The organism is Agromyces sp. CCNWLW213 (assembly GCF_037199545.1).
Classification (GTDB): Bacteria; Actinomycetota; Actinomycetes; order Actinomycetales; family Microbacteriaceae; genus Agromyces.
Map to the genome: position 1 here is coordinate 786,069 of NZ_JBBBDX010000001.1, position 23,099 is coordinate 809,167.

Genomic DNA, 23,099 nt, shown 5'->3' on the forward strand with positions numbered 1-23,099 from the left:
GCGCCCATGCGGGAGCGCACTCCGCGACCCGCGCCGGCATCGCCGCCGGCGGTGCCGCCCGCGCCCGCCCCGATCGCCGAGTACGGTCTGCTCGGCGACACCCGCACGGCCGCCCTCGTCGCCGGAGACGGCTCGATCGACTGGCTCTGCCTGCCCCGCTTCGACGGCGCCCCCGTCTTCGGCAGGCTGGTCGGCGGCGCCGAGGCCGGATCGTTCCGCGTCGGGCCGGGAGGTCCGGCGCACCGCGTCGGTCGCCGGTACCGAGACGACTCCGCGACGCTCGAGACCACCTGGCACGTGGATGGCGCCCGCCTCACGCTCACCGAGGGGATGGTGGCCGAGCCGGGCGGCCGCCTGCTGCCCTCGATGCTGCTCGTGCGGCGGATCACCGTGGAGGGGGCACCGGCCGACGTCGCCATCCGCTTCGACCCTCGCCTCGGGGCGACGCATGCGCAACCGCGGGGACGACGTGACAGGGCCGCTCTGGTGTGCTCGTGGGGCGCGCTCGCCCTGATGCTCACCACCTCGCCGGACGTCGCCCTGCGCCCCGGGGTGACGCGGACGCTGCGGCTCAGGCCCGGCGAGCAGGTGACCCTGGCACTCGGCATGGCGCATCACGAGCCGCTGGTCCGCGTCGATCCGGATGCCGCGTGGGCGGCGCTCCTCGACGACGAACGACGCTGGCGGGCGTGGTCGTCCCGCATCGCCGACGAGATCCCGTTCCGCGCCGCGGTGGTCAGGAGTGCGCTGACGCTGCGCCTGCTCACCTACTCCCCCTCGGGCGCGCCGGTGGCCGCGCCGACCACGTCGCTTCCGGAGCAGCCCGGCGGCATCCGCAACTGGGACTACCGGTACGCGTGGCCGCGCGATGCGAGCATCGGCGTGGGCGCGTTCCTCGGCATCGGCGAGGACCTCGACGCGCACCGGTTCCTGTGGTGGCTGCTGCACGCGAGCCGGCTGCAGCGGCCGCGCCTGCCGGTGCTCGTGACGCTCGACGGGCGTCCGGCGCCGCGCGAGCGCGTGCTCGCGGACTGGCCGGGCTACGCCGGAAGCGTCCCCGTGCGGGTCGGCAACGCAGCCGCCGGGCAGCACCAGCTCGACGGCTACGGCTGGGTGCTGGACGCCGCGTGGCAGATGGTGCGCCGGGGCCGGCCGCTCCACGGCGAGACGTGGCGGACCATGCGCGGCTACGCCGACCTGGTGGCCCGACGCTGGGGGGAACCCGACGCGGGCATCTGGGAGGTGCGGACGGGCGCTGCGCAGCACGTGCACTCGAAGTTGATGGGATGGCTCGCCCTCGACCGCGCGCTGCGCATCGCCGAGTCGCATCCGCTCGGCGAGCGGACGCGCCGCCGGTGGCGAGCCGCGCGGGGCGCGATCGCCGATGAGGTGCGATCCCGCGGGTTCGACCCGGCGATCGGGGCCTACACGCGCACGTACGGCAGCGCCGACCTGGATGCCGCGCTCCTCGCCGTCTCGTGGCTCGGCTTCGACGACGCGCTCGGGCCGCAGGCGCGCGGAACGGTCGATGCCATCCGGCGCGGCCTCTCGGCGGGCGGGCCGCTGCTCTACCGGTATCCGCCCGGCGACGACGGCCTCGCGGGCGGCGAGAACGCGTTCCTGCCGTGCTCCTTCTGGCTGGTGCGCGCCCTCGCCGAGACCGGTCGCGCGGATGACGCGTCTGCGCTGTTCGCCGACGTGCTCGCGCTCGGCACGCCGCTCGGCCTCTTCGCCGAGGAACTGGACCCGGCCACTGGCGCCCATCTGGGGAACTTCCCGCAGGCGCTCACCCACTCCGCGCTCATCGACGCCGCCCGCGCCCTGCGGACCGTGCGTGCGCCGAGCGCTCTCCTGCCGCACGCGGAGGCGTAGTCAACCCGATGACCGGACGGAAGGCAAGATCTGTCATCCGCGTCAACCGCGTGGTGGACTGTGCTCGTTCAGGCGCGCGACCGGCCCCGGTCGCGGCGCACGATCGGTCCCTACGCCGACGGACGAACCATCTCTCGCAGCGGGGCCACGACAGATGGGAAACCCCGTGCTCAGAGCACCACGACGCTCCATCGGCGCCTTCGCCGTCGGAGCCCTCGCCGCGAGCTTCCTCGCGGCGACCGCAGCGCCGGCGCAGGCCGACGACCACGAGAACCTGCCCGGCGAACCGACCATCACGCTGCCGATCAACGACAGCGCTGCCGGCGGCACCTACGACCAGGACTTCACGCGCGTCTACTCGGACACCACCCCCGACGGCACGCCGGTGTACATCTACGTGCCGGCGGGCACTCCGCTCGACGGCAGCGCGCCGGTCGGGGTCGACAGCCTCGACCCCGCATTCGACCACACCGCCCCGGATGACGAGTTCGTGCCGTGCGCCGACGCCGACGTCGCCGACTACACCATCACGCAGGCGCAGATCGACTACATGGGCGGCCAGCTGGCGAACCAGATCGTCGCCGTCGACGAGGAGCACTTCGGCCCCATGGACGCGGCCGACCCCGATGAGCCCGCGAGCGACTCGCTCGTGATGGTGGTGTACAACGTGCAGGACGAGCAGTACTACGACTGCGCGGTCACGAGTTACACCGCCGGGTACTTCGCCCCCGACTTCATCGAGTCGGCCGGCATGAACACGATCGTCATCGACGCCTACGACTGGGCGAACCGCGTCGGCGAGAACGATGCCGAGTGGCGCGACGACGACCCCGAGAACGACCAGCCGACCCTCTACGAAGGGGTGATCGCGCACGAGCTCGAGCACCTGCTGCACAACTACAGCGACCCGGGCGAGCTCAGCTGGGTCGACGAGGGCCTCGCGGACTTCGCGGTGTTCCTCAACGGCTACGACGTTGGCGGGTCGCACCTGACCTACCACCAGGTCTTCTACGCCGAGACGTCGCTCACGCGCTGGGCGGGCGGCCTCGAGAACTACGGCGCCGCCTACACCTACATGCAGTACCTGTGGGAGCAGGCCGGCGGCAACGGCGACGGCACCTACGAGCCCGACCTCGAGTACGACGGCGCGGGCGGCGACCTGCTGATCAAGCTCATCTTCGAGAACCAGGCCGACGGCATGGCGGGCGTGCAGGCCGCGATCGACGAGTTCAACGCGGCCACGGGCGCGTCGCTGCGCTCGGCCGAGGAGCTCTACCAGGACTGGGCCGTCGCGGTGTACCTCGACGACGAGGACTCGGAGCGCTTCGACGTCAAGGCCGTCGACTTCGGCGACCCGGCCTCGACGAGCTGGACGATCGACATCGCCGACGACCAGTTCTGGGACGGCCGCGGCTCGAACCAGGGCGCGCAGCCCGAGGCGAAGTGGGACCGGCGCAAGAACGGCCAGGCCGACACGGCGCTGCCGTACGGCATCCAGGTCGAGCGGTTCCGCAACCCGGGCCCGACCGTGACCGTCGGACTCGACGGCGACGACACCACGCAGATCGCGCCCCACTCGGGCGAGACCCACTGGTACGCCGGCTACGAGAGCCAGGCCGACAACATCCTCGACGTCGACGTGACGGATGGCGCGGCCACGACGCTCGACTTCTGGACGTGGCACTTCATCGAGGAGGGCTGGGACTACGGCTTCGTCGAGGCGCTCGTCGGTGACGAGTGGGTGACGGTTCCGCTCACGGACGACTCCGGCGCGACGGTCACGACCGACGACGACCCGCACGGGAACAACGAGGAGGGCAACGGCCTGACCGGCACCTCCGGCGGCGAGTACTTCGTCGACGAGCCCGAGTACGTGCACCTGTCGGCCGACCTGCCCGCCGGCACGACGGACGTGCGCTTCCGGTACTCGACCGACGCCGCCTACCTCGACACCGGTTGGTTCGTCGACGACGTGATGGTCGACGGCGAGGCGGCCGCGGTGTCGTCGGCCGAGGGCGAGTGGACCGAGACGACCGGCCTCCAGGACAACAACTGGACGCTGCAGGTCATCGCGAGCTGCGACCTGACGCCCGGAGTGGAGTCCGACTTCGAGATCGTCGATGAGTCGGGCAACCACGTGTACCGCCTCGAGGGCGACGACATCTCGATGTCGGGTCTCGACACCACGTGCGCGAAGGGCCCCAACCGCGACTTCGCCACGCTCGTGTCGAACCTGCCCACCGGCGACCTCGACACGCTCGACGCGGGCTACTCGCTCGACGTGACGAACACCGGCAAGGGCAGGAAGGGATAATCCCGTCCGCGTCTCGAACCTCTCGGCAGGCCCCGGTCCTCCTCGGACCGGGGTCTGCCCGTTCCGCCGGCGCATCTGAGAAGGTGGGCTATGGAAACCATCGAGGTGAAGGGCGCCAACGGCGAACGACTCCTGTACGACGGCGCGACCGTCGCCAAGTTCCGGCACAACGGCCTCGACGAGGCGGCGCGGAACCCGATCTCGACGTATCGCGAGATCAGAGTCACCCACCGGCCGGGCAAGCGCGGTCGGCCCGGCCGTTACGAGGTCATGCTCGCCATGACCTCCTTCATGTCGCTGACGGTCGAGGAGCCCGAGAAGCCGCAGCTCGATGCCCTCGTCGCAGCGCTCGACCGCTCCAGGGCCTGAGACCCGGCGGGACGCACGCCCGGACCGGCGTCGGAACGGCGTCGACCGAGCGACGCCGCACCGGCAGGCACGTGAAGGTTGCGCTCTCGGCGCGTGCGTTCCACGTGGCCCGACGTCGACCTGCCGGCAGCCTCCCAGCCGTTTCCGCCGGAAGGCGCCGCAACGGTGAGAGGCCGGTATCGGATTCTCCGATACCGGCCTCTTCTTGGTTGCGGGGGCAGGATTTGAACCTACGACCTCTGGGTTATGAGCCCAGCGAGCTACCGAACTGCTCCACCCCGCGGCACGAGAGATAACACTAGCACGGGCTCGGAGCGGGGTCGAATCGAGGGCGCCGGCCGGGCGTTTCGGGTCCCGGTACGGGCGCTCCGGTCTCGGTACGGGCGCGTCGCGTCCTACTGGACCACCGGGCGCGGCGCGGACGCGACGACCTCGTACGAGAGCGGCAGCCACCGGCGGTCGGGCCACCCGAACATGCCGTCGCGCTTGGGAACCGTCACGGGGAAGATCCGCCACGGCACCTCGTAGTGCTCGGTGAACGACTCGACGTGCAGGCCCGCGTCGCGGAGGGCGCCCAGGACCTCGTCCAGCGGATGCATCCACTCCCACGTCCGCGCGTGCTCGAGGCGGGCGTCGGGGTCGGCATAGTCGCTCGGGTCGTCGAGGACGTCCGGTCCGTCGGCGACGTAGGGGTAGGTGAACTGCGGCAGCCCTTCCGGGCCCCCGTCGCCGTCGAACACGTACGCCGACGGGTGGCCGTCGGCGAAGAACAGCCGGCCGCCCGGGGCGAGGAACCACTCGATGATGCGCGCCCACTCCGCGACATCCGGAAGCCAGCCGATCGTGCCCCAGGTCGTGAACACCAGGTCGAACGACCCGGGCTCGGGCAGGGCGTGGCGCGCGTCGTACAGGTTGGCCTGCACGAAGCGGGCGCGGTCGGCGACGCCGAGTTCGTCGGCCATCCGTCGGGCCTCGACGACGGCGGGCTCGGAGAAGTCGAGGCCCACCGCGGTGGCGCCGGCGTTCACGAGCGAGAGCGTGTCGGAGCCGAAGTGGCACTGCAGGTGCAGCACGCGCACCCCGTCGAGCCCGTCCGGGAACAGCCGCTCCACGCCGGCGCGCGCGATCGGGTCGAGCTGGCTCCCGCCCTCGCGAAGCCGCGCACGGTCGTAGAAGGGCGAAGCCACGTGCACATGCACGCGCTCGTCCCAGTTCGCCCGGTTGTCGTCGAGCCAGTCGCCGTCGCGGAGGTCGACGCCGGCTCCGCTCATTCGCCCTCCGCCGGAGGCTCGGTGGCGGGCGCCTCGGCCGCGTCGTCGCCGGCGAGCACGATGAGCTCGGACACGATCTCGGCGAGCTCCGCGTCGGCCCGTCCGTACTCGACCCAGTCGCCGGCCTGCAGCGCCGCCTGCTTGTCCTCGATGGCCTGGCGGGCGCGATTGAGCAGGCTCTGCAGCTCGGTGTCGGCGGTCACCGGCGTCTCGGTGCCCTCGCCTTCGCCCTCGCCCTCGCCTTCCGCGTCGGGCGGCGTCGGCTCGACCTCCTCGTCACCGGCCGCCGCCCCCGAGTCGCCGCCGAAGAGGACGTTGAGCGCCTCGTCGAGGGTGTCCTGGAACGCGATCTCGTCACCGAACGCGACGAGCACCTTCTGCAGCACGGGGTAGCTGGTCTCACCGGTCGACCGCACGTACACGGGTTGCACGTAGAGCAGGCCGCCGCCGACCGGGATCGTCAGCAGGTTGCCGTTGATCACGTCGGACTGGCCCTGGCGGAGGATGTTCAGCTGGGCGGAGATCGACGTGTCGCTGTTGAAGCGGTTCTGCACCTGGCCGGGTCCGGGGACGTTGTCGTCCTCGGGGAGGTTCAGCAGCCGCAGCTTGCCGTAGCCCTCGGCCCGTTCGCCGTCCTCCGAGCCCGCGTTCGAGTCCACCGCGAGGTATCCGCGGAGCACGTTGCGGCTCGCCTGCCCGCGAGCCTCGGGGATGAAGGTCGAGTAGAGCGAGTACGTCGGCTCCTCCTGACCCGGCATCTGCATCGTGAGGTAGTACGGCGGCTGGAGCAGCGTGCTCGCCTGGCCCTGCGTCGGGTCGAGGGGGGTGGTCCAGGCATCCTCGCGCGAGTAGAACGCGTCGGCCTCGGTCACGTGGTAGCGCCCCAGCACGGCGCGCTGCATCTTGAACAGGTCGGCCGGGTAGCGCACGTGGCTCATGAGCTCGCCCGACATCTCGCTCATCGGGCGGAGCTTCGTGGGGAAGATCTTGTCCCACGTCTTGAGGATCGGGTCCTCCTCGTCCCAGGCGTACAGCGTGACGCTGCCGTCGTAGGCGTCGACGGTCGCCTTGACCGAGTTGCGGATGTAGTTCACCTCGTCGAACGCGAGCGGCGACGAGACGGTGTCGCTGTCGGAGATCGCCTCGCTGTAGCTCACCTTGTTCGAGTAGGGGTACTGGTCGGAGAGCGTGTACCCGTCGACGATCCAGACGATCCGTCCGTCGACGACGGTCGGGTAGGCGTCGGTGTCGAGCGTGAGGTACGGCGCCACCTTCTGCACGCGCTCGATCGGGTTGCGGTCGTAGAGGATCTGCGACTCGTCGTTCACCTGGTCGGAGAGGAAGATCTGCTCGGACTGGAACTTCAGCGCGTAGACGAGCTTGGTGAAGACGTTGTCGAGCTTCGGCCCGCCGTCGCCGTCGAACGTCGTCTGCTGCGGCTCGCCGTCGCCGCCGGCCGGGAAGTCGAGCTCGATCTCGCGCGAACCCTCGGGCGCGCCGACGATCGAGTACTCGGGCGAGCTCTCGCCGAAGTACACGCGCGGCTCGAACTCCGGCAGGGTTCCCGTCGAGGGGATGCCGGACTGCAGGAACACCGGCTGGCCGTCGCTCGAGCGCTGGTTGCCCGCCGCCGCCACGAGGCCGTAGCCGTGCGTGTAGACGAGGTGCGTGTTGAACCACGTCTGAGCATCGCCGAGGCCCTCGAGGTTGAGGTCGCGGATGGCGACGATCGTGTCCTGCATCTGCCCGTCGATCTCGTACCGGTCGACGTCGAGGGACTCGGGGAACTGGTAGTACTGGCGGAACTGCTCGAGCTGGCGGAACGCCGGGCTGATGATCGCCGGGTCCATGAGGCGGATGCTCGCGGTCGTCTCGGCGTCCTCGCGCAGGGCGCCCGGCTCGGCGTCGGTCTTCGCCTCGTACGGGATCTCCTCGATGTCGGACACGCCGAACGCGTCGCGGGTGAGGTCGATGTTCCGCTGGATGTACTCGGCCTCGAGCGAACGGGCGCTGGGGTCGACCTGGAAGCGCTGCACGACCCACGGGTAGAGCGAACCGATGAGCAGGCTCGACACCACGAGCAGCACGGCGCCGACCAGGGGAAGCCGCCACCGGCCGAGGAACGCCGTGATCAGGAACAGGATGGCGACCGCCGCGGCGATGACCGCGAGGATCTGCCGGCCCGGGATGGTGGCGTTCACGTCGGTGTACGAGGCACCCGTGATGAGGGAGCCGACCTCGGTCACGGTGGCGTACTGGTCGAGCCAGATGCTGACGGCCTGCAGCAGCAGGTAGAGGCCGGCGGTGATCGCGATCTGGATCCGCGCGGCCTTCGAGATGACGACCTCGCGGCCGCTGATCCGGATGGCGCCGTAGAGGTAGTTCGTCGCGATGACGAGCAGGCCCGACAGGAGCACGACCGCCGAGGCGAAGCCGACGACCGAGCGGTAGAAGGGGAGCTCGAAGACGTAGAACCCCACGTCGAGCCCGAACTGCGGGTCGATCGTGCCGAACGGGGTCCGGTTCAGCCAGGTGAGCACCGAATCCCAGCGACTCGCGGTCGAGACGCCGGCGAAGATGCCGAGCACGATCGGCACGCCGAACATGGCGAGCCGGCGCAGCGGCTCGAACACCTCCTGGTAGCGGTCGAGCTGCGAGTTGAGCTTCGCGTAGACCGGCCGCGTGCGGTAGGCCACCTGGATCGAGATCCACACCGGCACCGCCATCGCGGCGAAGCCGATGAGGAACAGCACGACGCGCGCGACCCACTCGGTGAGGAGCACCTCGACGAAGTCGAGCTGCTGGTACCACAGGATGTCGGCGTAGATGCCGGCGAAGACGAAGAAGGCGACGACGAGCGCGCCCACGATGCCGATCGTGATCGCGATCGGAGCGCGACGGCGCGGCATCCTCGGTTCCTGCGGCTGTGCTGTGGACACTTCTCGGCCTCATTCGGGTCGGGACGGGACGGGTTCCCATCCTATGGTCGGCAGTCTTGGAAAGGGCTGGTGGCGGACGCAGTGCCGAGCGGTCCCGGTAACGAACCGATACCGTTGCGCCCGCCGGACGCGCGAACCCCCTGCGGCGGAGGCGAGGGTCAGCCGGTCGCCTCGCACCGCGCGAATGACGAGGTGTCGCCGCCCTCGCCGGCGGCCTCCACGATCTCGCGCGCATCGTCGAGCGTCTCGACGGCGAAGACCTCGAGCCCGTCGGGGATGTGGCCGACCACCTCGCCGCAGTTGGCCTCGGGCGCGAGGAACCACTCGGCCCCGCTGTCGACGGCGCCCCACAGCTTCTGGCGGATGCCGCCGATGCCGCCGACCTCGCCGTCGGAGTCGATGGTGCCGGTGCCGGCGACGTTCTCGCCGCCGGTCATCGCGCCGGGCGTGAGCTTGTCGATGATCCCGAGGGCGAACATCATGCCCGCGCTGGGACCTCCGACGTCGTCGAGGCGGATCTCGACGTCGATCGGGAACTCGTAGCGCATGCGCACGCCTACGCCGATCACGACCTGCCCGTTCCGCTCGACGGGCGTGACCTCGACCTCCACGGTCTCGTCGTCGCGCACGACCTCGAGCACCGCCGGCGAGTCGGTGCCGTGCTCGGCGAGCGCGTCGCGCAGCTCGCCGACCGACAGGACGGGCTGCCCGTCGACCGCGGTGATGACATCCCCCGCCTCGATCACGCCGTCGGCGGGCAGGCCGTCGCCGACCCCCTGCACGACGACCTCGCGCGGGAACTCGTAGCCGAGCTCGACGAGGGCGGCCGCGATGGCGTCCTGCTGCGAGTCGACCATCTGCGCCTCGTTCTGCGAGTCGCGGTCCTCCTCGCTGATCCCGGGCGGGAAGACCGCCTCGACGGGCACGACGGCGCGCCGGGTGTCGAACCACGCGACGGCGACGTCGAGCCACCCCGGGGTGTTGCCGGGCCGACCGACCGCGGAGACCGTGAGGAGGTCGAGCGATCCCTCGGTCGGGAACGTCTCCTCGTCGGGAATGGAGATCAGCGGGATCTCCTCGCCGTCGGACTGGGTGGTGCCGAGCGTGTCGAACACCGGTCCGGGCTGCTGGATCACGTACGGCGACGGGAGCAGCGCGACGACGAGCCCGAGCAGGGCGGCCACGGCGACGGCGCCCCAGCCGATGCGCTCCCGGCGACTGCGGCGGGCGGGCGCGACGGGCGCGTCGCGGCCCCCCGTGGGCGCGGCATCCGCCTCGGGTCCGTACAGCACCATGCCCGGTTCATCCTTCCCAGGGCACCGCGGAACCGCCCCGCGCCGGCTGGTGCGGCGCTGTTCGCGACGGGCGGACACCCGGAAGGTCAGCCTAGGCCAATTCCCGGGGAGGAAGACCGAGCGCGGCGGTAGCGTGGAAAGCCGATCGAGGGAGGTGGCCTCCGTGGCCGAACGCGACGACCAGCCCGACCGGAACCCGGAAGACGAGTTCCGCGACATGCTGCGCGAGCTGCTGTCCGGGTCGGGCGGCATCGATCCGTCGAAGCTCGCCAACGCGGCCGGCCTCCCGAGCGATCCGGCGAGCCTCGCGGCGATCTTCAGCCAGCTCCAGCAGGCGATGCAGCGCTCGGAGGACGAGGGCATCGACTGGTCGCTCGCGCTCCGGCAGGCCGAGCAGCGCGCATCCTCCGGGCAGCGCCAGGTCGACGCGGACGAGACCGAGCGGCTCGACCGCGCCGTGCAGGTGGCCGCGCTCTGGCTCGACGAGGTCGTCGACGTCTCGGCGCTCCCGACCCGGCCCGAGCTGCTGACGCGCCGCGCCTGGGCTGCGGCGACCCTCCCGATCTGGTCGCAGCTCGCCGAACCGGTCGCGCTGAGCATCGCCGACTCGCTGACGCGCGTGATGAGCGAGCAGGCCCCCGAGGAGATGCGCGCCATGGTGCAGGGCGCGAGTCGCATGATGCGCGGCATCGGCGGCGCCATGTTCGCGATGCAGCTCGGCCAGGTCGTGGGCCAGCTCTCGACCGAGGTCGTGTCCGGCGGCGATGTCGGCGTCCCGTTGCTCGAGGACCGCGCAGCGCTCCTTCCCCAGAACATCGCGGAGTTCGGCGCCGGCCTCGACATTCGGGCCGACCAGGTCGAGCTGTACCTCGCCGTGCGCGAGCTCGCCCATGCCCGCCTCTTCCGGCACGCGCGATGGCTCCGCCTCCACCTCATCACGGCGATCACCGCATTCGCCCGCGGCATCGACGTCGACGTCGAGCGACTCGAGGAGCTCGCCGAGGGCTTCGACCCGTCGAACACCGACGAGCTGCGCGACGCCGTCGCGAACGGCGCGCTGCTGCGTGCGAAGTCCCCCGAGCAGGAGGCCGCGCTCGGCCGCCTCGAGACCGTGCTCGCCCTCGTCGAGGGCTGGGTCGACGTCGTGACGGCGGATGCCACGGAGCGCCTGCCCAAGTCGGACGCCGTGGCCGAGACGATCCGGCGCCGTCGCGCCACGGGTGGCCCGGCCGAGTCGGCCCTCGCGACGCTCGTCGGCCTCGAGCTCCGCCCGCGCCGCCTCCGCGACGCCGCCGCGATGTGGCGCGCCGTGACGGAGGCCGTCGGCGTGGCCGAGCGCGACGCGCTGTGGTCGCATCCCGACCTGCTGCCAACGGCCGCCGACCTCGACGATCCGGCGCCCCTGGCCGCTCGCCTCGCGGCGGGCGGGCACGCCGCCGGCGAGGCGGACGCGGAGTTCGATCAGGCGCTGGAGGCGCTGCTGCGCGGTGAAGCCGGACCGACCGCCGATGGGTCGGAGACGGGCGGGCCGGAGACGGGCGGGGCGGAGACGGGCGGGCCGGACGGCGCGTCGAACGAGTCCGCCGACGACGGCTCCGACGACGACGACCGAGGTCCGTCCGGCGGAGGTCGCGGCAGCGACTGACCCGGCGCCACGGCGCGTCCGTTCCCCCGGCCCCCTGTGGACGACGAGCGACCCGTGCACCGGACGTCGGGCATGCTTCCGGGATGACGCCGCGACTCGATCCCGCACTCCCCCTCGTCTGGCGCACGCAGCATGACCTCCAGCTCGGCGGGGTGCGCCCGTTCGCCGTGCTCCACGCGCCGGGTCCGTTCGAGGAGGGCCTGCTGAGTGCGCTCGCGGCGGGAGCGAGCCGGGCGACGCTCACGACCATCGGCACGGCGCTCGGCGGCGACGGGCGCGACGTCGACGAGCTGCTCGAGCGGCTCGCGCCGGCGCTCCTCCCGGAGACGGCACCCGGCCGCACCCGTCACGCCGGGACGATCGCGCTCGACGGCGACCCAGACCGGGTCTCGGCGCTCGGCGGCCTGCTCGCGCGTCTCGGCCATCGGCCCGTGCACGCGGCGAGCGCACCCGCCGAGGAGGTGGACGCGGTCGTCCTGATCGCCGCGCGGGTGGTCCCGCCCGGTGCGCACCTGCCGTGGCTCGCGGCCGACGTGCCCCACCTCGCGGTCGTGTTCGACGAACGCGGCGCCGAGGTCGGTCCGCTCGTCCGGCCCGGTTCCGGGGCGTGCCTGCGCTGCGTGCACCTCGCCCGTCGCGACGCGGATGCCGCGTGGCCGGCGGTCGCCGCGCAGCTGGCCGTCGCACCGACCCCGCCCCGCGCGCCCCGAGTCGAGCACGAGGCGCTCGCGCTCGCGGCATCCGCCGTCGACGACCTGCTGCACCTGGGGCGCACCGAGCTCGACGGGGCGGTCGTGCTCGTCAGCGACGCGACGGAACGCCGCTCGCCACCCGCTCCCGGGCCGGTCGCGTCGCATCCCGAGTGCGGATGTCGAGTTCCCGGAGGAACCGCGACGGCTCCCGCTCGCCTCGATGCGCGCCGGACCGCGCCGCCCAGCTCAGCGTCAGCCGACGCCGTGCCCGCGTGATCCCGACGTAGAGCAGCCGGCGCTCCTCGTCGATCGCGTCGAGTCCCGTCGCGTACGCGATGGGCAGCATGCCCTCGGTGAGGCCGACCAGGTGCACCTCGTCCCACTCGAGGCCCTTGGCGGAGTGCAGCGTCGCGAGCGTCACGGCGGCGATCGCCGGCTCGTTCTGCGACGCGGCGCGCGCTGAGAGCTCGTCGGCGAACGTGCGGAGCGTGGTGCCCGCGGGCACGTCGTCGACGAGGCGCGCGAGCGCGTTGAGCGACTCCCACCGCGAGCGCACCGCGCCCGGCCCCTCCGGCGGCTCGACCGACCAGCCGAGCGAGCGGAGCACGTCGCTGACCGTCTTGAACAGCGGTTCGCCCGTGGACGCGAGCGCCTGGGCGCGGATGGCGTGCACGGCCTGCTTGACCTCGGGCTGCTCGAAGAACCGCTGCGCGCCGCGAACGCGCGTGGCCACGCCGACCTCGGCGAGCGCCTGCTCGAGCAACGCGGACTGCGAGTTCACGCGCATGAGGACCGCGATCGACTCGGCGGGCACGCCGGCGTCGATGCGCTCCCGGATGCGGGTGGCCGTGCCGCGCGCCTCCGCGAGCTCGTCGGGGTAGGCGACGACCTCGGGCAGCGCGCCGTGCGGGACCCGGCCCGCTGCGGACCCCGCGGCGCCCGAGTGCGGCCGCGCCGCCGCGGGGACGGCCGGGTCGCCACCATCGGGTGCCGCCGCCACGAGTCGGAGCGCCCCGGGCCGCCCGCGCACCAGGCGGTTCGCGACCTCGACGATCTCGGGCGTCGACCGGTAGTTGCGCTCGAGGCGCACGACCGTGGCATCCGGGTAGCGCCGTTCGAAGCCGAGCAGGTGCTCGGCGGAGGCGCCCGCGAACGAGTAGATCGTCTGGCTGGCGTCGCCGACCACGCACACGTCGCGGCGATCGCCGAGCCACAGGTCGAGCAGGTGCTGCTGCGCGGGCGACACGTCCTGGTACTCGTCGACGACGAAGTGACGGTAGCCCTCGCGGACCTGCATCGCGACGGCGGGCTCGGTCTCGATCATCCCCGCGGTCGCGAGGAGCACGTCCTCGAAGTCCATCGACCGCCGCTCGTCCTTCAGCTGCTCGTACGCCGTGACGAGCTCGAGGAACTGGTCGGCGTCGAGCGACCCGGGCGCGCCGCGCGAGGCCAGCCGCGCGCGATGGTCGTCCATGCCCATCACGCTCACCTTGCGCCACTCGATCTCGGCGGCGACGTCGCGCAACGTGGCCGTGTCGACGCGCAGCCGGCATCGCTCGGCCGCGAGGCCGAGCAGCCGGCCCTTGAACTCGAGCACGCGCGGCGCGGGCCCGCCCGCGACGATCGGCCAGAAGTGATTCAGCTGGGCCAGCGCCGCCGCATGGAAGGTCCGCGCGGGGACGCCGCCCGCGCCGAGTGCCCGCAGGCGGGAGCGCAGCTCGGCGGCCGCCCGGTTGGTGAACGTCAGGGCCATGACGCGCGCGGGGTCGTAGGCGCCGGATGCCACGCCGTAGGCGATCCGGTGCGTGATCGCGCGGGTCTTGCCCGTCCCGGCGCCGGCCAGCACGCACACCGGGCCGACGAGCGCCTCGGCCGCGACGCGCTGCTCGTCGTCGAGGGCGTCGAGGAGCGGATCGCCCGAGGTCATGACGTCGACCAGGGCAGCGACGACTCGAGCGGTTCGCCGTACCACTGCTCGAGCATCCACCGCGCGATCGAGGTCTCGCCGGGCAGCGCGACGCGGCCGAGCGCACCGCGCAGCTCGGATCGGTCGAACCAGCGCAGCTCGACGATCTCCTCGCCGTCCGGCACCGGGGCGACGGACGCCCCGTCGACCACGCGTGCCCGGAACGCGAGCATGAGGCTCGCCGGGAACGGCCACGGCTGCGACCCGAGGTACTCGACCCGGTCGACGTGCAGGCCCGTCTCCTCGGCGATCTCCCGGACCACGGCCGCCTCGAGCGACTCCCCCGGCTCGACGAAGCCCGCGAGCACCGAGAAGCGGTCCTGCTCCCACATCGCGTTCGAGCCGAGCAGCACGCGGTCGTCGTCGTCGGTCACGATCACGATCACCGCCGGGTCGGTGCGCGGGAAGCGCATGCGGTCCTCGGCGAGGCAGCGGCGCGCCCATCCGGCGGTCACCACCTCGGTCGGGCTGCCGCACGCGGGGCAGAACGCGTGCGTGTCGTGCCAGATGGCGAGCGCGACGGCCTGGATGGCGAGTCCCGCGTCGCGGTCGTCGAGCATGGTCGCGACGGAACGCAGCCCGCGCCAGGAGCCGGCGTCGTCCGCCAGCGCGTCGGCGTCGGCGTCCGCGAGCACCCACGCCTCGACGGGGCTGCCCGCCGGGAGCGCATCGCCCGCGGCATCCGTCGACGGGTCGAGCGTTCGCCCGAGGTACATGCGCACGACCGGGTCGGGCAGGGCCGACGGATGCCGCAGGTCGAGGGCCGTCGGCTCGCCGGCCGCGACCAGCACCCGCCCCTCACGGACCAGGAGCACGCGGGCGTTCGGGTCGGCGTCGAACGCCGCCTGTCGCGACGGGTCGGTGCGGCGCACCGCGTCGCGGTCGAGGTGCTCGCGGGCCAGCGGGGGCACGGCGGGGGCGTCGGCGGCGAGCCGGCCGCTGCGGGAATGCGGCGGGGCGACGGACTCGGGTTCGCGCACGGTCCACCTCTCGCTTTCGTCCGGAGTCGTCGGGAAGGCGTGGCGGTCGCCGGGCGGGCGAGGACGCGTGCTTAGGCTGGTGCCATGGCCAGACCCCCACTCACTCTAGCCGCGTTGGCCACGGCCGCGGTGGCGGGACTCGAGGTGCGGGCGGCCCGGGCGCACACGTACGGGACGTCGGGCGCGTTCGATGCCGTCGAGCTCCAGTCCACCGACGGCCGAAGGCTGATGATCCGCGTGCCGCGGTCGCCGACGGCCGAGAACGAGCAGTCCGCCGACCTGGTCGGGTTGCGGGCGCTGTCCGCCGGCATCCGTTCGCGCCTGCCGTTCGCGGTCCCCGAGTTCGTCGGCCAGGCGCCGATCGGGCCGACCCGCGCGGTCGTCACGGGATTCATCCCCGGCGCCGTGCGGTCGGCGGACGAGCTCACCTCCGCTCCGGAGCTCGCCGGCGCGGTCGGTCGCGCGATCGCCGCGATCCACGCGCTCCCCGCCGGGTTCATCGGCGAGGCGGGGCTTCCGCGCCGCACGGCCGAGCAGGCCCGCGAGGCGGCCGTCGAGGTCATCGACCGCGCGGCCGACACGGGCCGCCTGCCGGCCGCGCTCATCCGCCGATGGGAGGAGGCGACCGACGACGACACCCTGTGGCGGTTCGGACCCACGGTCGTGAACGGGCAGCTCGGTGCCGACTCCTTCCTCGTCGAGGGCGACCACGTCACCGGGATCATCGGATGGTCCGGACTCGCGCAGGACGATCCCGCGCGCGACCTGCACTGGGTGCTCACGTCGACGGGTGCCGCAGCGGAGGAGACCCTCGCCGCGTACATGACCGCGCGGGCGGGCCTCGCGGACGCCGAGCTCGCCCGGCGGGCGCTGCTCTACGGCGAGCTCGAGCTGGCGCGCTGGCTCCTCCACGGCGTCGACACGCACGACGACGCGGTCATCGAGGACGCCGTGGGCCTGCTCGACGGGCTGGTCGCGCGTGTGCACGACCACTCCTCGGAGTCGCTCACGACCGACACCGGTCCGGTGCTCGCGGTGACCGACGTCGAGCGCCTCCTCGAGACCACGCCGCGGGATGCCGCCGCGCGCGAGCCCGGCACGGGCATGCTCACCGACAGCTACGACGTCGAGGAACTGCGGCGCCACCTCGAGGGCACGGCCGCGGGCGCGGCCGGCGGATCGGGTCGCGGCGTCCGGGCCCCCGCCATGGACGAGACGGCGCCCATCCCGCTCGACCTCAGCGATTGGGGCGATGCGGCACCACGGGGCCGCTCCGGCGGTTCGACCGCGGCGCCGGGCGCGGCCGGTGCTCATCCTCCGACGACCGCCGATCGCACCTCACCGGGGAGCGCATCGGGTGCCGGGTCGGTCGACGATGCGGATCCGGAGCGCACCGACACGGACGCCCAGGCGCGGCGCAACGCCGCTTCGTCGTAGAGCACCTCCGGACGCAGGACCAGGTCGTCCTCGACGTAGTAGAAGACCGCGTCGATCTGCTCGACGGGCACGCCCGACCATCGCGAGTACGCGAGCCGGTAGAGGGCGAGCTGGGTCTGCCGCAGCTCGAGCTCGCGTGCATCGCGCGGGGCGGCCCCCGTCTTCCAGTCCACCACCTGGTAGCGGATGCCGCGGCTCGCGAGCTCCGTCTCGGCGGGCACCTCGTAGACGGCATCGAGCTTGCACACGAACACGTGGCCGTCGAGCGGCAGGTGCAGCTCCAGCTCGACCGCCTCGGGACGTCGGTCGCCCCACTCCGACGCCGCGAACGTGTCGCGGAGCGCCGCGAGCCGCGCCTCGGTCGGATCGGCGAGGACCTCGCCCTCGGCGCCGAGGTCGAACCCGACGTCGAGCGTGTCGAGGTCGTCGGAGCCCGGCGCGGCCGGCCGCGAGCCGTCGCCGAGCGCGCGCTGCTCGACCCACGAGTGGAAGAGGGTGCCGATGCGCGTCGCGCGGTAGGGACGCTGCGGCATGGGGCGGGCGAGCTCCGCCGCGACGGCGGCGGGGTCGTCGACGTAGTCCTTGAAGCGCGACGCGGGCACGCGGACCGGCACCTCTCCGCCTCGGCGCGGTTCGCCTCGCAGGCGGCGCTCCTCGAGCAGCATCCGGATCTCGCCGGCGAGCTGCGGGCCGATCCCGGTGCCGGAGGGCATGGCGGCGGCCTCGCGCACGAGTCGCGCGGCACGCTCGACGGACGGTCGACGGGGACCGAGCGGGTCGAGCGGCCACTGCACGCGCGCGGCATCCGCAGCTCGGGGATTCTCGTCGTGCTCGGATGACGTGGGCAGCACCGCGGCATCCACGGCGCCGGCCTGCACGAGCTCGCGCAGGAATCCGCTCGGCGACCTCGGGGACTTCTGCGTCGCCCACCATGATCCCGCCAGGAGGAGCTCGGCGCGTGCCCTCGTGACCCCGACGTAGGCGAGGCGTCGTTCCTCGTCCGCGTGCCGCTCCCGGTTCTCGGCCGAGTAGGCGCGCACGGCCTCGTCGAACTCCGCCTGGCTCTGCACCCCGCGCCACATGAGGTCGGGGATCTCGTCGCGGTCGCCGCGGAACTCGTCGGGCAGCGCGCCGAACGCGAGCCACCCCTTCGTGCTGCGCGGCTTCGAGGGCAGCTCGTCCTCGACCAGGCGCGGGATCGCGACGAGGTCCCACTCGAGGCCCTTGGAGCCGTGGATCGACAGCACCTGGACGGCGCCCGGCTCGGGATCGTCCTGGCGCGGGCTCAGCCGGTCGCGCTGCTCGGCCTCGGTGAGCCACCCGAGGAACGCGCCGAGGGTGGCGTGCTCGGCGGTGTCGACGAACCCGGCCACGAGGTCGTCGAAGGCCTCGAGGCTCGCCCCGCCGAGCGGCTGGGAGGCGTTCGCGGCGACCTCGACGTCGAGCAGCAGCTCCTGCTGCACCAGCGTCACGAAGTCGACGAGCCCCAGGCCGGTCCGCCGGCGCAGCGACTGCAGCTGGGCCCCCGCCCGGCGCATGCGGGCGAGGCCCTCGGGCGTGATCGCGGCGAGCGCGCGGTGGTCGTCGGGCGCGGTCAGCACGAAGTCGAGCGCGTCGACGATCGACGGCGACTCGTCGGGCGCGATCGACCCGCGGATGCCCTGCCGCACCTCGTCGGCGAGGCGGCGGGTCGAGAGGTCGCGCTCGGCCAGCCACCTGGCGAGCGAGCCGAGCGCGGCGAGGTCGGCCGTGCCGATGCGCCAGCGCGCGCCGCCGAGCAGGCGGAGCAGCTCCGACCCCGCGGTCGGGTCGTGCAGGACGCGGAGGGCGCACACGAGGTCGGCGATGACCGGCTGGTCGAGCAGGCCCGCCACTCCGAGCACGTGCACCGGGACGCCGCGTGCCCGGAGCGCGGCGGCGAACAGGTCGACGTGTGCGAACGTCCGGCAGAGGAGCGCCGCGGTGCGCCCGCCGGGTCGCAGCCGCTCGGCCATCCACTCGGCGACCTGTTCGGCCTCGTCGTCGATCGTCTCGGACCAGGACACGTCGATCCGGCCCGGGCCGGCGAACGGCGAGGGGCGCAGCGGCGCCTTCGGGATGCCCCCGTCGAGCGGCGCGATCAGCGCGTTCGCCGCCTCGAGCACCACGACCGGGTTGCGCCAGCTCGTCGACAGGTCGTACGCGGCCGCTGCGCCCGCAGCGGCGAAGTCGCGGCCGAACCGCGCGAGGTTGGCGGCGCTCGCGCCGCGCCAGCCGTAGATGGACTGGTCGGGATCGCCGACCGCCATGACGGGATGGTGGCGGAAGAGCGTCGCGAGCAGTCGCGTCTGGACGACGCTCGTGTCCTGGTACTCGTCGAGGAGGACGGTCGCGTAACGGTCGCGGTGCTCGGCGACCACCTCGGGATGCGTCGTGCAGATCTCGAGCGCGAGGGCCACCTGGTCCGAGAACTCGATGTAGCCTCGCGACCGCTTCGCGTCGGCGTAGGCGTCGGCCAGGTCGAGCAGCGGCGGCAGCGCGTCGACCACGCCGAGCGCCGAGACGAAGCTCTCGAAGGGCGTGCGCTTGCGGGGCGCCTCGATCGGCAGGTCGGACATCGCGAGGAAGTCGCGGGCGAAAGCCCGGACGTCGCGGCTGTCGGTCACGTTCTCGGCGAGCGCACGGCTGAGCGAGAGGACGGCGCCGGTGACGCGGTCGAGCGACGCATCGATCTCGACGAGTCGCGGATCGGCCGATGCCGCGACGATGCTGCGGGCGAGCTGCCAGGCGGCCGCCTCGCCGAGCACCGCGGCATCCGGCTCGCGCCCGATGCGCAGGGCGTGCTCGCGGTAGATCGCGCCGGCGAACGCGTTGTAGGTGCCGACCGCGGCGGACTCCAAGGGGTCGATGCGCACTTCGGCGAGCCCCTCGTCGACCAGCTGGCCGATCCGCTCGCGGATGCGCTCGGCGAGCTCGCCCGCCGCCTTGCGCGTGAAGGTGAGGCCCAGCACCTCGGGCACGTCGGCATGGCCGTTGGCGAGCAGCCAGACGACCCGGTTCGCCATCGTCTCGGTCTTGCCGCTGCCCGCGCCCGCGACGACGATGCTCTGGCCGCGCGGGTCGGCCTCGATCACCGCGCGCTGCTCGGGCGTGGGCTGGTGGAGTCCGAGTCGCAGCGCGATCTCGTCGGCCCCGAGCCGGATGCCGCTCATGCGCACACCGCCGGCACCAGATGCACGCGATACCGCCACTCGCCGAACCGCGAGCCGTGGGCGAACTCGACGGGCGAGTCGAAGGTCGCGCCCGCCATGACGCGCGCCACCTCGTCGAGCCGGGCGTGGAAGGCCGCCTCGTCCTCGTCGTCGAACGGCTGCTGCGCTCGCTCGGTGTATCGGCGACCGCCCACCGGGCGCGCCACGTAGACGAGCTTCGCGCCGCCGAGGCGACCCGCGTCGGGCAGCGCTCCGGCGCGCGCCGCGAGTTGGTAGGCCGCAAGCTGCGGATGCTCGGCCGTCCTGGCGGCGCTCGGGGGCGTGCGGCCGGTCTTGATGTCGACGATGACGGTCGTTCCGTCGGGCGTCGCCTCGACGCGGTCGATCGTCCCGGTGATGCGCACCCTGCCGCTGACCAGCGTGAACCGCCCCTCGGCCCCCAGCACGACGACGCCGTCGTCGGCCGCGTTCCGCAGGTAGTCGGCGGCGCCCTCGGTCATGCGGCGGGCGCCCCGGCGCTCGCGCTCGGCGACCCAGCCGGCGTCGAACCGGAGATCGCGCCAGCGCCGTTCCACGGAGGCCCAGAGGGCCTCGACGTCGAGATCGCCCTCGGTCGACGACGCCTCCTCGACCACGGCGTGGACGATGGTGCCGATGGATGCCGCGAGCCCCGACGGCGGAGACGCCACGTGATCGACGAACCACCCGAGCGGGGACTCCTCGACGCGGTCGATCTGGGACGGCGACACCGGCACGAGCGCCTCGGGGTCGCCGTCGAGGTCGACGAGCGGAGCGAGGGTCGAGGGCGCGGCGAGACCGTACCAGTCGTCGGGATGCGCGCCCGGGACGCCCTGCTCGGCGAGCAGCGCGATCGCGGCCGCGGCTTCCCGGTCGCCGCCGGCCGCGTCGCGTCGGAGCGCGCCGACCAGTCCGCGGAGGTGCAGCGGTCGCCGACGCCGGGGTTCGCGGCGCTCCGCGAACGCCATCAGCACGGACGGCTGCTCGTCGTCGTTCGCGGTGCACGACAGCACGACCTGGCGGCGCGCCCGCGACACGGCGAGCGCGAACAGCCGGAGCTCGTCGGCCCGGACCGCCGAGCGGACGGCGGCGGCGGAGTCGGGCTCGGGCGGTCGCTGCCCCGAACGCTCGGCGGCCGCGGCAGGGCCGAGCGCGCCGGCGTGCAGGAGCGTGCCGCGCGGACGCAGGTTGGGCCAGACGCCGTCCTGCAGCCCGGCGACCACGACCACGTCGAACTCCCGGCCGATGAGCGTGGGCGGGGTGGCGAGCACGACGGCGTCGTCACCGCGCTCCGGGGCGAGCGAGTCCTCGGGGAGGGCGTTCTGGCGGAGCTCGTCGACGAAACGGCGGGCCGGCGCCCCCGGCTCGCGCTCGACGAAGCGGCGGGCGGCCGCGAAGAGGGCCACGACGCCGTCGATCGACCGGTCCGCCTCGTCGGTGAGCATGCCCGCGCCGGCCGCCTGGCCCGCCCACTCGGACTCGAGGCCGCTGTCGTGCCACAGCAGCCACAGCAGTTCCTCGACGGTGGCACCACGCACCGCCGCTCGCCGGGCGGCGTCGAGCAGCCGCGCCAGGCGCGCGGCCCGGCGGCCCGCGGGGGCGTCGATCGTCGCGAAGCCGCCGGCGGCCCCGAGCGCCTCGACGAGGAGCTCGTCGGCGCTCCGGACGCCGCCCGACGCGAGTTCCTCGTGCCGGAGCGCGAGACGCAGCCTCCGGAGCCCGACGCGGTCGAGCCGGCCGAGCGGGCCCGTGAGGAGGGCGGTGGCGGTCTCGGGGGTGAGCGGCTCGATGCCGAGCACGCATGCGGCCGCCGCGACGAGCGGGGCGGCCCCGGGCGCGTCGCGCAGGGCCGATCTCGCGTGCCGCCCGGAGACCGGCACGTCGGCGGCCGTGAGGGCCCGCGAGAACCCGGGGAGTTCGGCGCCCGAGCGCAGCACGACGGCCATGGACGACCAGGGAACGCCGTCGAGCAGGTGTCGTTCGCGCAGCAGCGCGGCGACCTGCGCGCCCTCGGCGGCGGACGACGCCGCCTCGATGCCGACGACCGGGTCGAGCGGATCGCGGACCGCCTCGTCGTCTCCGGTGGCGACCGCGAGCGCCGCGCCGCGGTGGCTGCCGCCGAGCGCCGTGCCGATGTGCGCCGTGAGGGAGGCGAGGAGCGCGCGATGCTCGGGGCGACCGCGATGCACCTCGGGCAGCACCACGCGGCGGACGTCGCGGGCGCCGAGCACGGACCCGAGCGAGCCCAGCAGGTCGGCGCGGCCGCCGCGGAAGCCGTTGCTGGCGACGTCGGGGTCGCCGAGGGCGACCACGCGCACGCCTCGCGCGGCGAACGCGCCGAGCAGCGCCGCGGTCGCCTCGGTCGCCTCCTGGGCGTCGTCGACGACGATGAGCCGCAGTGCGGCGAGGTCGCCGAGCGCTGCGGCGTCGGCCGGCTCGACGAGGCTCCGGCGCACCACGGCGGCGGCGAAGGCGCCGAGCTCGGCGGAGTCGAACTGGGTGGGACGCAGCTGCTCCTTCACCTCGGCGTACTCGGCGAGGAACCGCGCCGCCGCGCGCCACTCGGGGCGGCCGGCGTACTCGCCCAGCCGGTCGAGGCCCGCGGCGTCGAGTCCCTGCTCGACCGCGCGCATGAGCAGGTCGCGGAGTTCGGACCGGAAGCCGCGGAGCGCGCGCACCTCGTCGGACAGTGCGTCGGGCCACGCCGGCCCGCCGCCGTCGAGGGCCTGCGCCTCGAGCAGCTCGCCGATCACCTGGTCGTGCTCGGCGCCCGTGAGCAGCGTCACCTGCCGCCCGCTGCGCGCACGCACGAGGTCGTACGCGACGGCGCTGGCCGTGCGTGCGAGCGCCCCGCGCGTGGGCACGCCGAGCCGCACGGCGAGGGCGTCGCGCAGGGTCGCGGCGGTGCGCCGGGTGGCGGCGAGCACGAGCACCTCGGTCGGGTCGATGCCGGCGGCCACGTGCTCGGCGACGAGCTCGACGGCGAACCGGGTCTTGCCGCTGCCCGGTGCGCCGAACACCGCCGCGTGCCCCGGCCCGACCAGGTCGACGAGGGAGCGCGCGGGAAGGGCCAGGGGCTGCATGCGGCCAACGGTATCCGTGTCCGCCGA

The 23,099-nt window shown here is 73.6% G+C and carries 11 protein-coding genes, 1 tRNA gene and 1 pseudogene; 5 read left to right on the plus strand and 8 right to left on the minus strand.

Annotation, left to right across the window (positions count from 1 at the left end):
* Positions 1-6 precede the first annotated feature (6 nt).
* From WBQ80_RS03725 to WBQ80_RS03735, 3 genes are all read left to right on the plus strand, one after another.
* The gene (locus tag WBQ80_RS03725) at positions 7-1,872 is read left to right on the plus strand and encodes a glycoside hydrolase family 15 protein (RefSeq protein ID WP_336571251.1); all 1,866 of its coding nucleotides are present in this window, start codon (positions 7-9) and stop codon (positions 1,870-1,872) included.
* Between the two features lie 166 nt (positions 1,873-2,038).
* Positions 2,039-4,186 carry a hypothetical protein gene (locus tag WBQ80_RS03730; protein ID WP_336571252.1) on the plus strand — a complete coding sequence of 716 codons (2,148 nt, stop codon included), beginning with the start codon at positions 2,039-2,041 and terminating at the stop codon, positions 4,184-4,186.
* Positions 4,187-4,276: 90 nt separating this feature from the next.
* Positions 4,277-4,555 (plus strand): hypothetical protein, encoded by a 279-nt coding sequence (locus tag WBQ80_RS03735; RefSeq protein WP_337282462.1) that lies wholly within the window; start codon positions 4,277-4,279, stop codon positions 4,553-4,555.
* 206 nt (positions 4,556-4,761) lie between these two features.
* Here the strand turns inward: WBQ80_RS03735 and WBQ80_RS03740 are convergent.
* The 4 genes from WBQ80_RS03740 to WBQ80_RS03755 all read right to left on the minus strand — a co-directional run bounded on the left by WBQ80_RS03740 (position 4,762) and on the right by WBQ80_RS03755 (position 10,060).
* A tRNA-Met gene (locus tag WBQ80_RS03740) sits at positions 4,762-4,838 on the minus strand.
* A gap of 112 nt (positions 4,839-4,950) precedes the next feature.
* A complete protein-coding gene (locus WBQ80_RS03745) occupies positions 4,951-5,826 on the minus strand; it encodes a class I SAM-dependent methyltransferase (protein ID WP_336571254.1) in 876 nt (291 codons plus the stop codon).
* A complete protein-coding gene (locus WBQ80_RS03750) occupies positions 5,823-8,735 on the minus strand; it encodes a UPF0182 family membrane protein (protein WP_336571256.1) in 2,913 nt (970 codons plus the stop codon). The genes WBQ80_RS03745 and WBQ80_RS03750 overlap by 4 nt, the downstream gene beginning before the upstream one ends.
* 188 nt (positions 8,736-8,923) lie before the next feature.
* The gene (locus WBQ80_RS03755) at positions 8,924-10,060 is read right to left on the minus strand and encodes a YlbL family protein (protein ID WP_336571257.1); all 1,137 of its coding nucleotides are present in this window, start codon (positions 10,058-10,060) and stop codon (positions 8,924-8,926) included.
* Between the two features lie 217 nt (positions 10,061-10,277).
* On the opposite strand from WBQ80_RS03755, the gene WBQ80_RS03760 reads away from it, so the two are divergent.
* The gene (locus tag WBQ80_RS03760) at positions 10,278-11,705 is read left to right on the plus strand and encodes a zinc-dependent metalloprotease (RefSeq protein ID WP_336571305.1); all 1,428 of its coding nucleotides are present in this window, start codon (positions 10,278-10,280) and stop codon (positions 11,703-11,705) included.
* Positions 11,706-12,506: 801 nt separating this feature from the next.
* On the opposite strand, the gene WBQ80_RS03765 is transcribed toward WBQ80_RS03760, so the two are convergent.
* Positions 12,507-14,324, minus strand: coding sequence for an ATP-dependent helicase (locus tag WBQ80_RS03765; RefSeq protein WP_336571307.1), 1,818 nt, complete (start codon positions 14,322-14,324; stop codon positions 12,507-12,509).
* Complete coding sequence (gene nudC, locus WBQ80_RS03770; protein WP_336571258.1) at positions 14,321-15,343, minus strand: NAD(+) diphosphatase; 1,023 nt, start codon at positions 15,341-15,343, stop codon at positions 14,321-14,323. Before nudC ends, WBQ80_RS03765 begins: the two co-directional genes overlap by 4 nt.
* 84 nt (positions 15,344-15,427) lie before the next feature.
* Here nudC and WBQ80_RS03775 point away from each other — a divergent pair.
* Positions 15,428-16,195 (plus strand): annotated as a pseudogene (locus WBQ80_RS03775) (phosphotransferase); the annotation flags it as partial.
* A 458-nt stretch (positions 16,196-16,653) separates the two neighbouring features.
* Here the strand turns inward: WBQ80_RS03775 and WBQ80_RS03780 are convergent.
* Together WBQ80_RS03780 and WBQ80_RS03785 are read right to left on the minus strand one after the other, a co-directional pair.
* Positions 16,654-19,971 carry an ATP-dependent DNA helicase gene (locus WBQ80_RS03780; RefSeq protein ID WP_336571259.1) on the minus strand — a complete coding sequence of 1,106 codons (3,318 nt, stop codon included), beginning with the start codon at positions 19,969-19,971 and terminating at the stop codon, positions 16,654-16,656.
* A complete protein-coding gene (locus WBQ80_RS03785) occupies positions 19,968-23,072 on the minus strand; it encodes a PD-(D/E)XK nuclease family protein (protein WP_336571260.1) in 3,105 nt (1,034 codons plus the stop codon). Before WBQ80_RS03785 ends, WBQ80_RS03780 begins: the two co-directional genes overlap by 4 nt.
* Positions 23,073-23,099 lie beyond the last annotated feature (27 nt).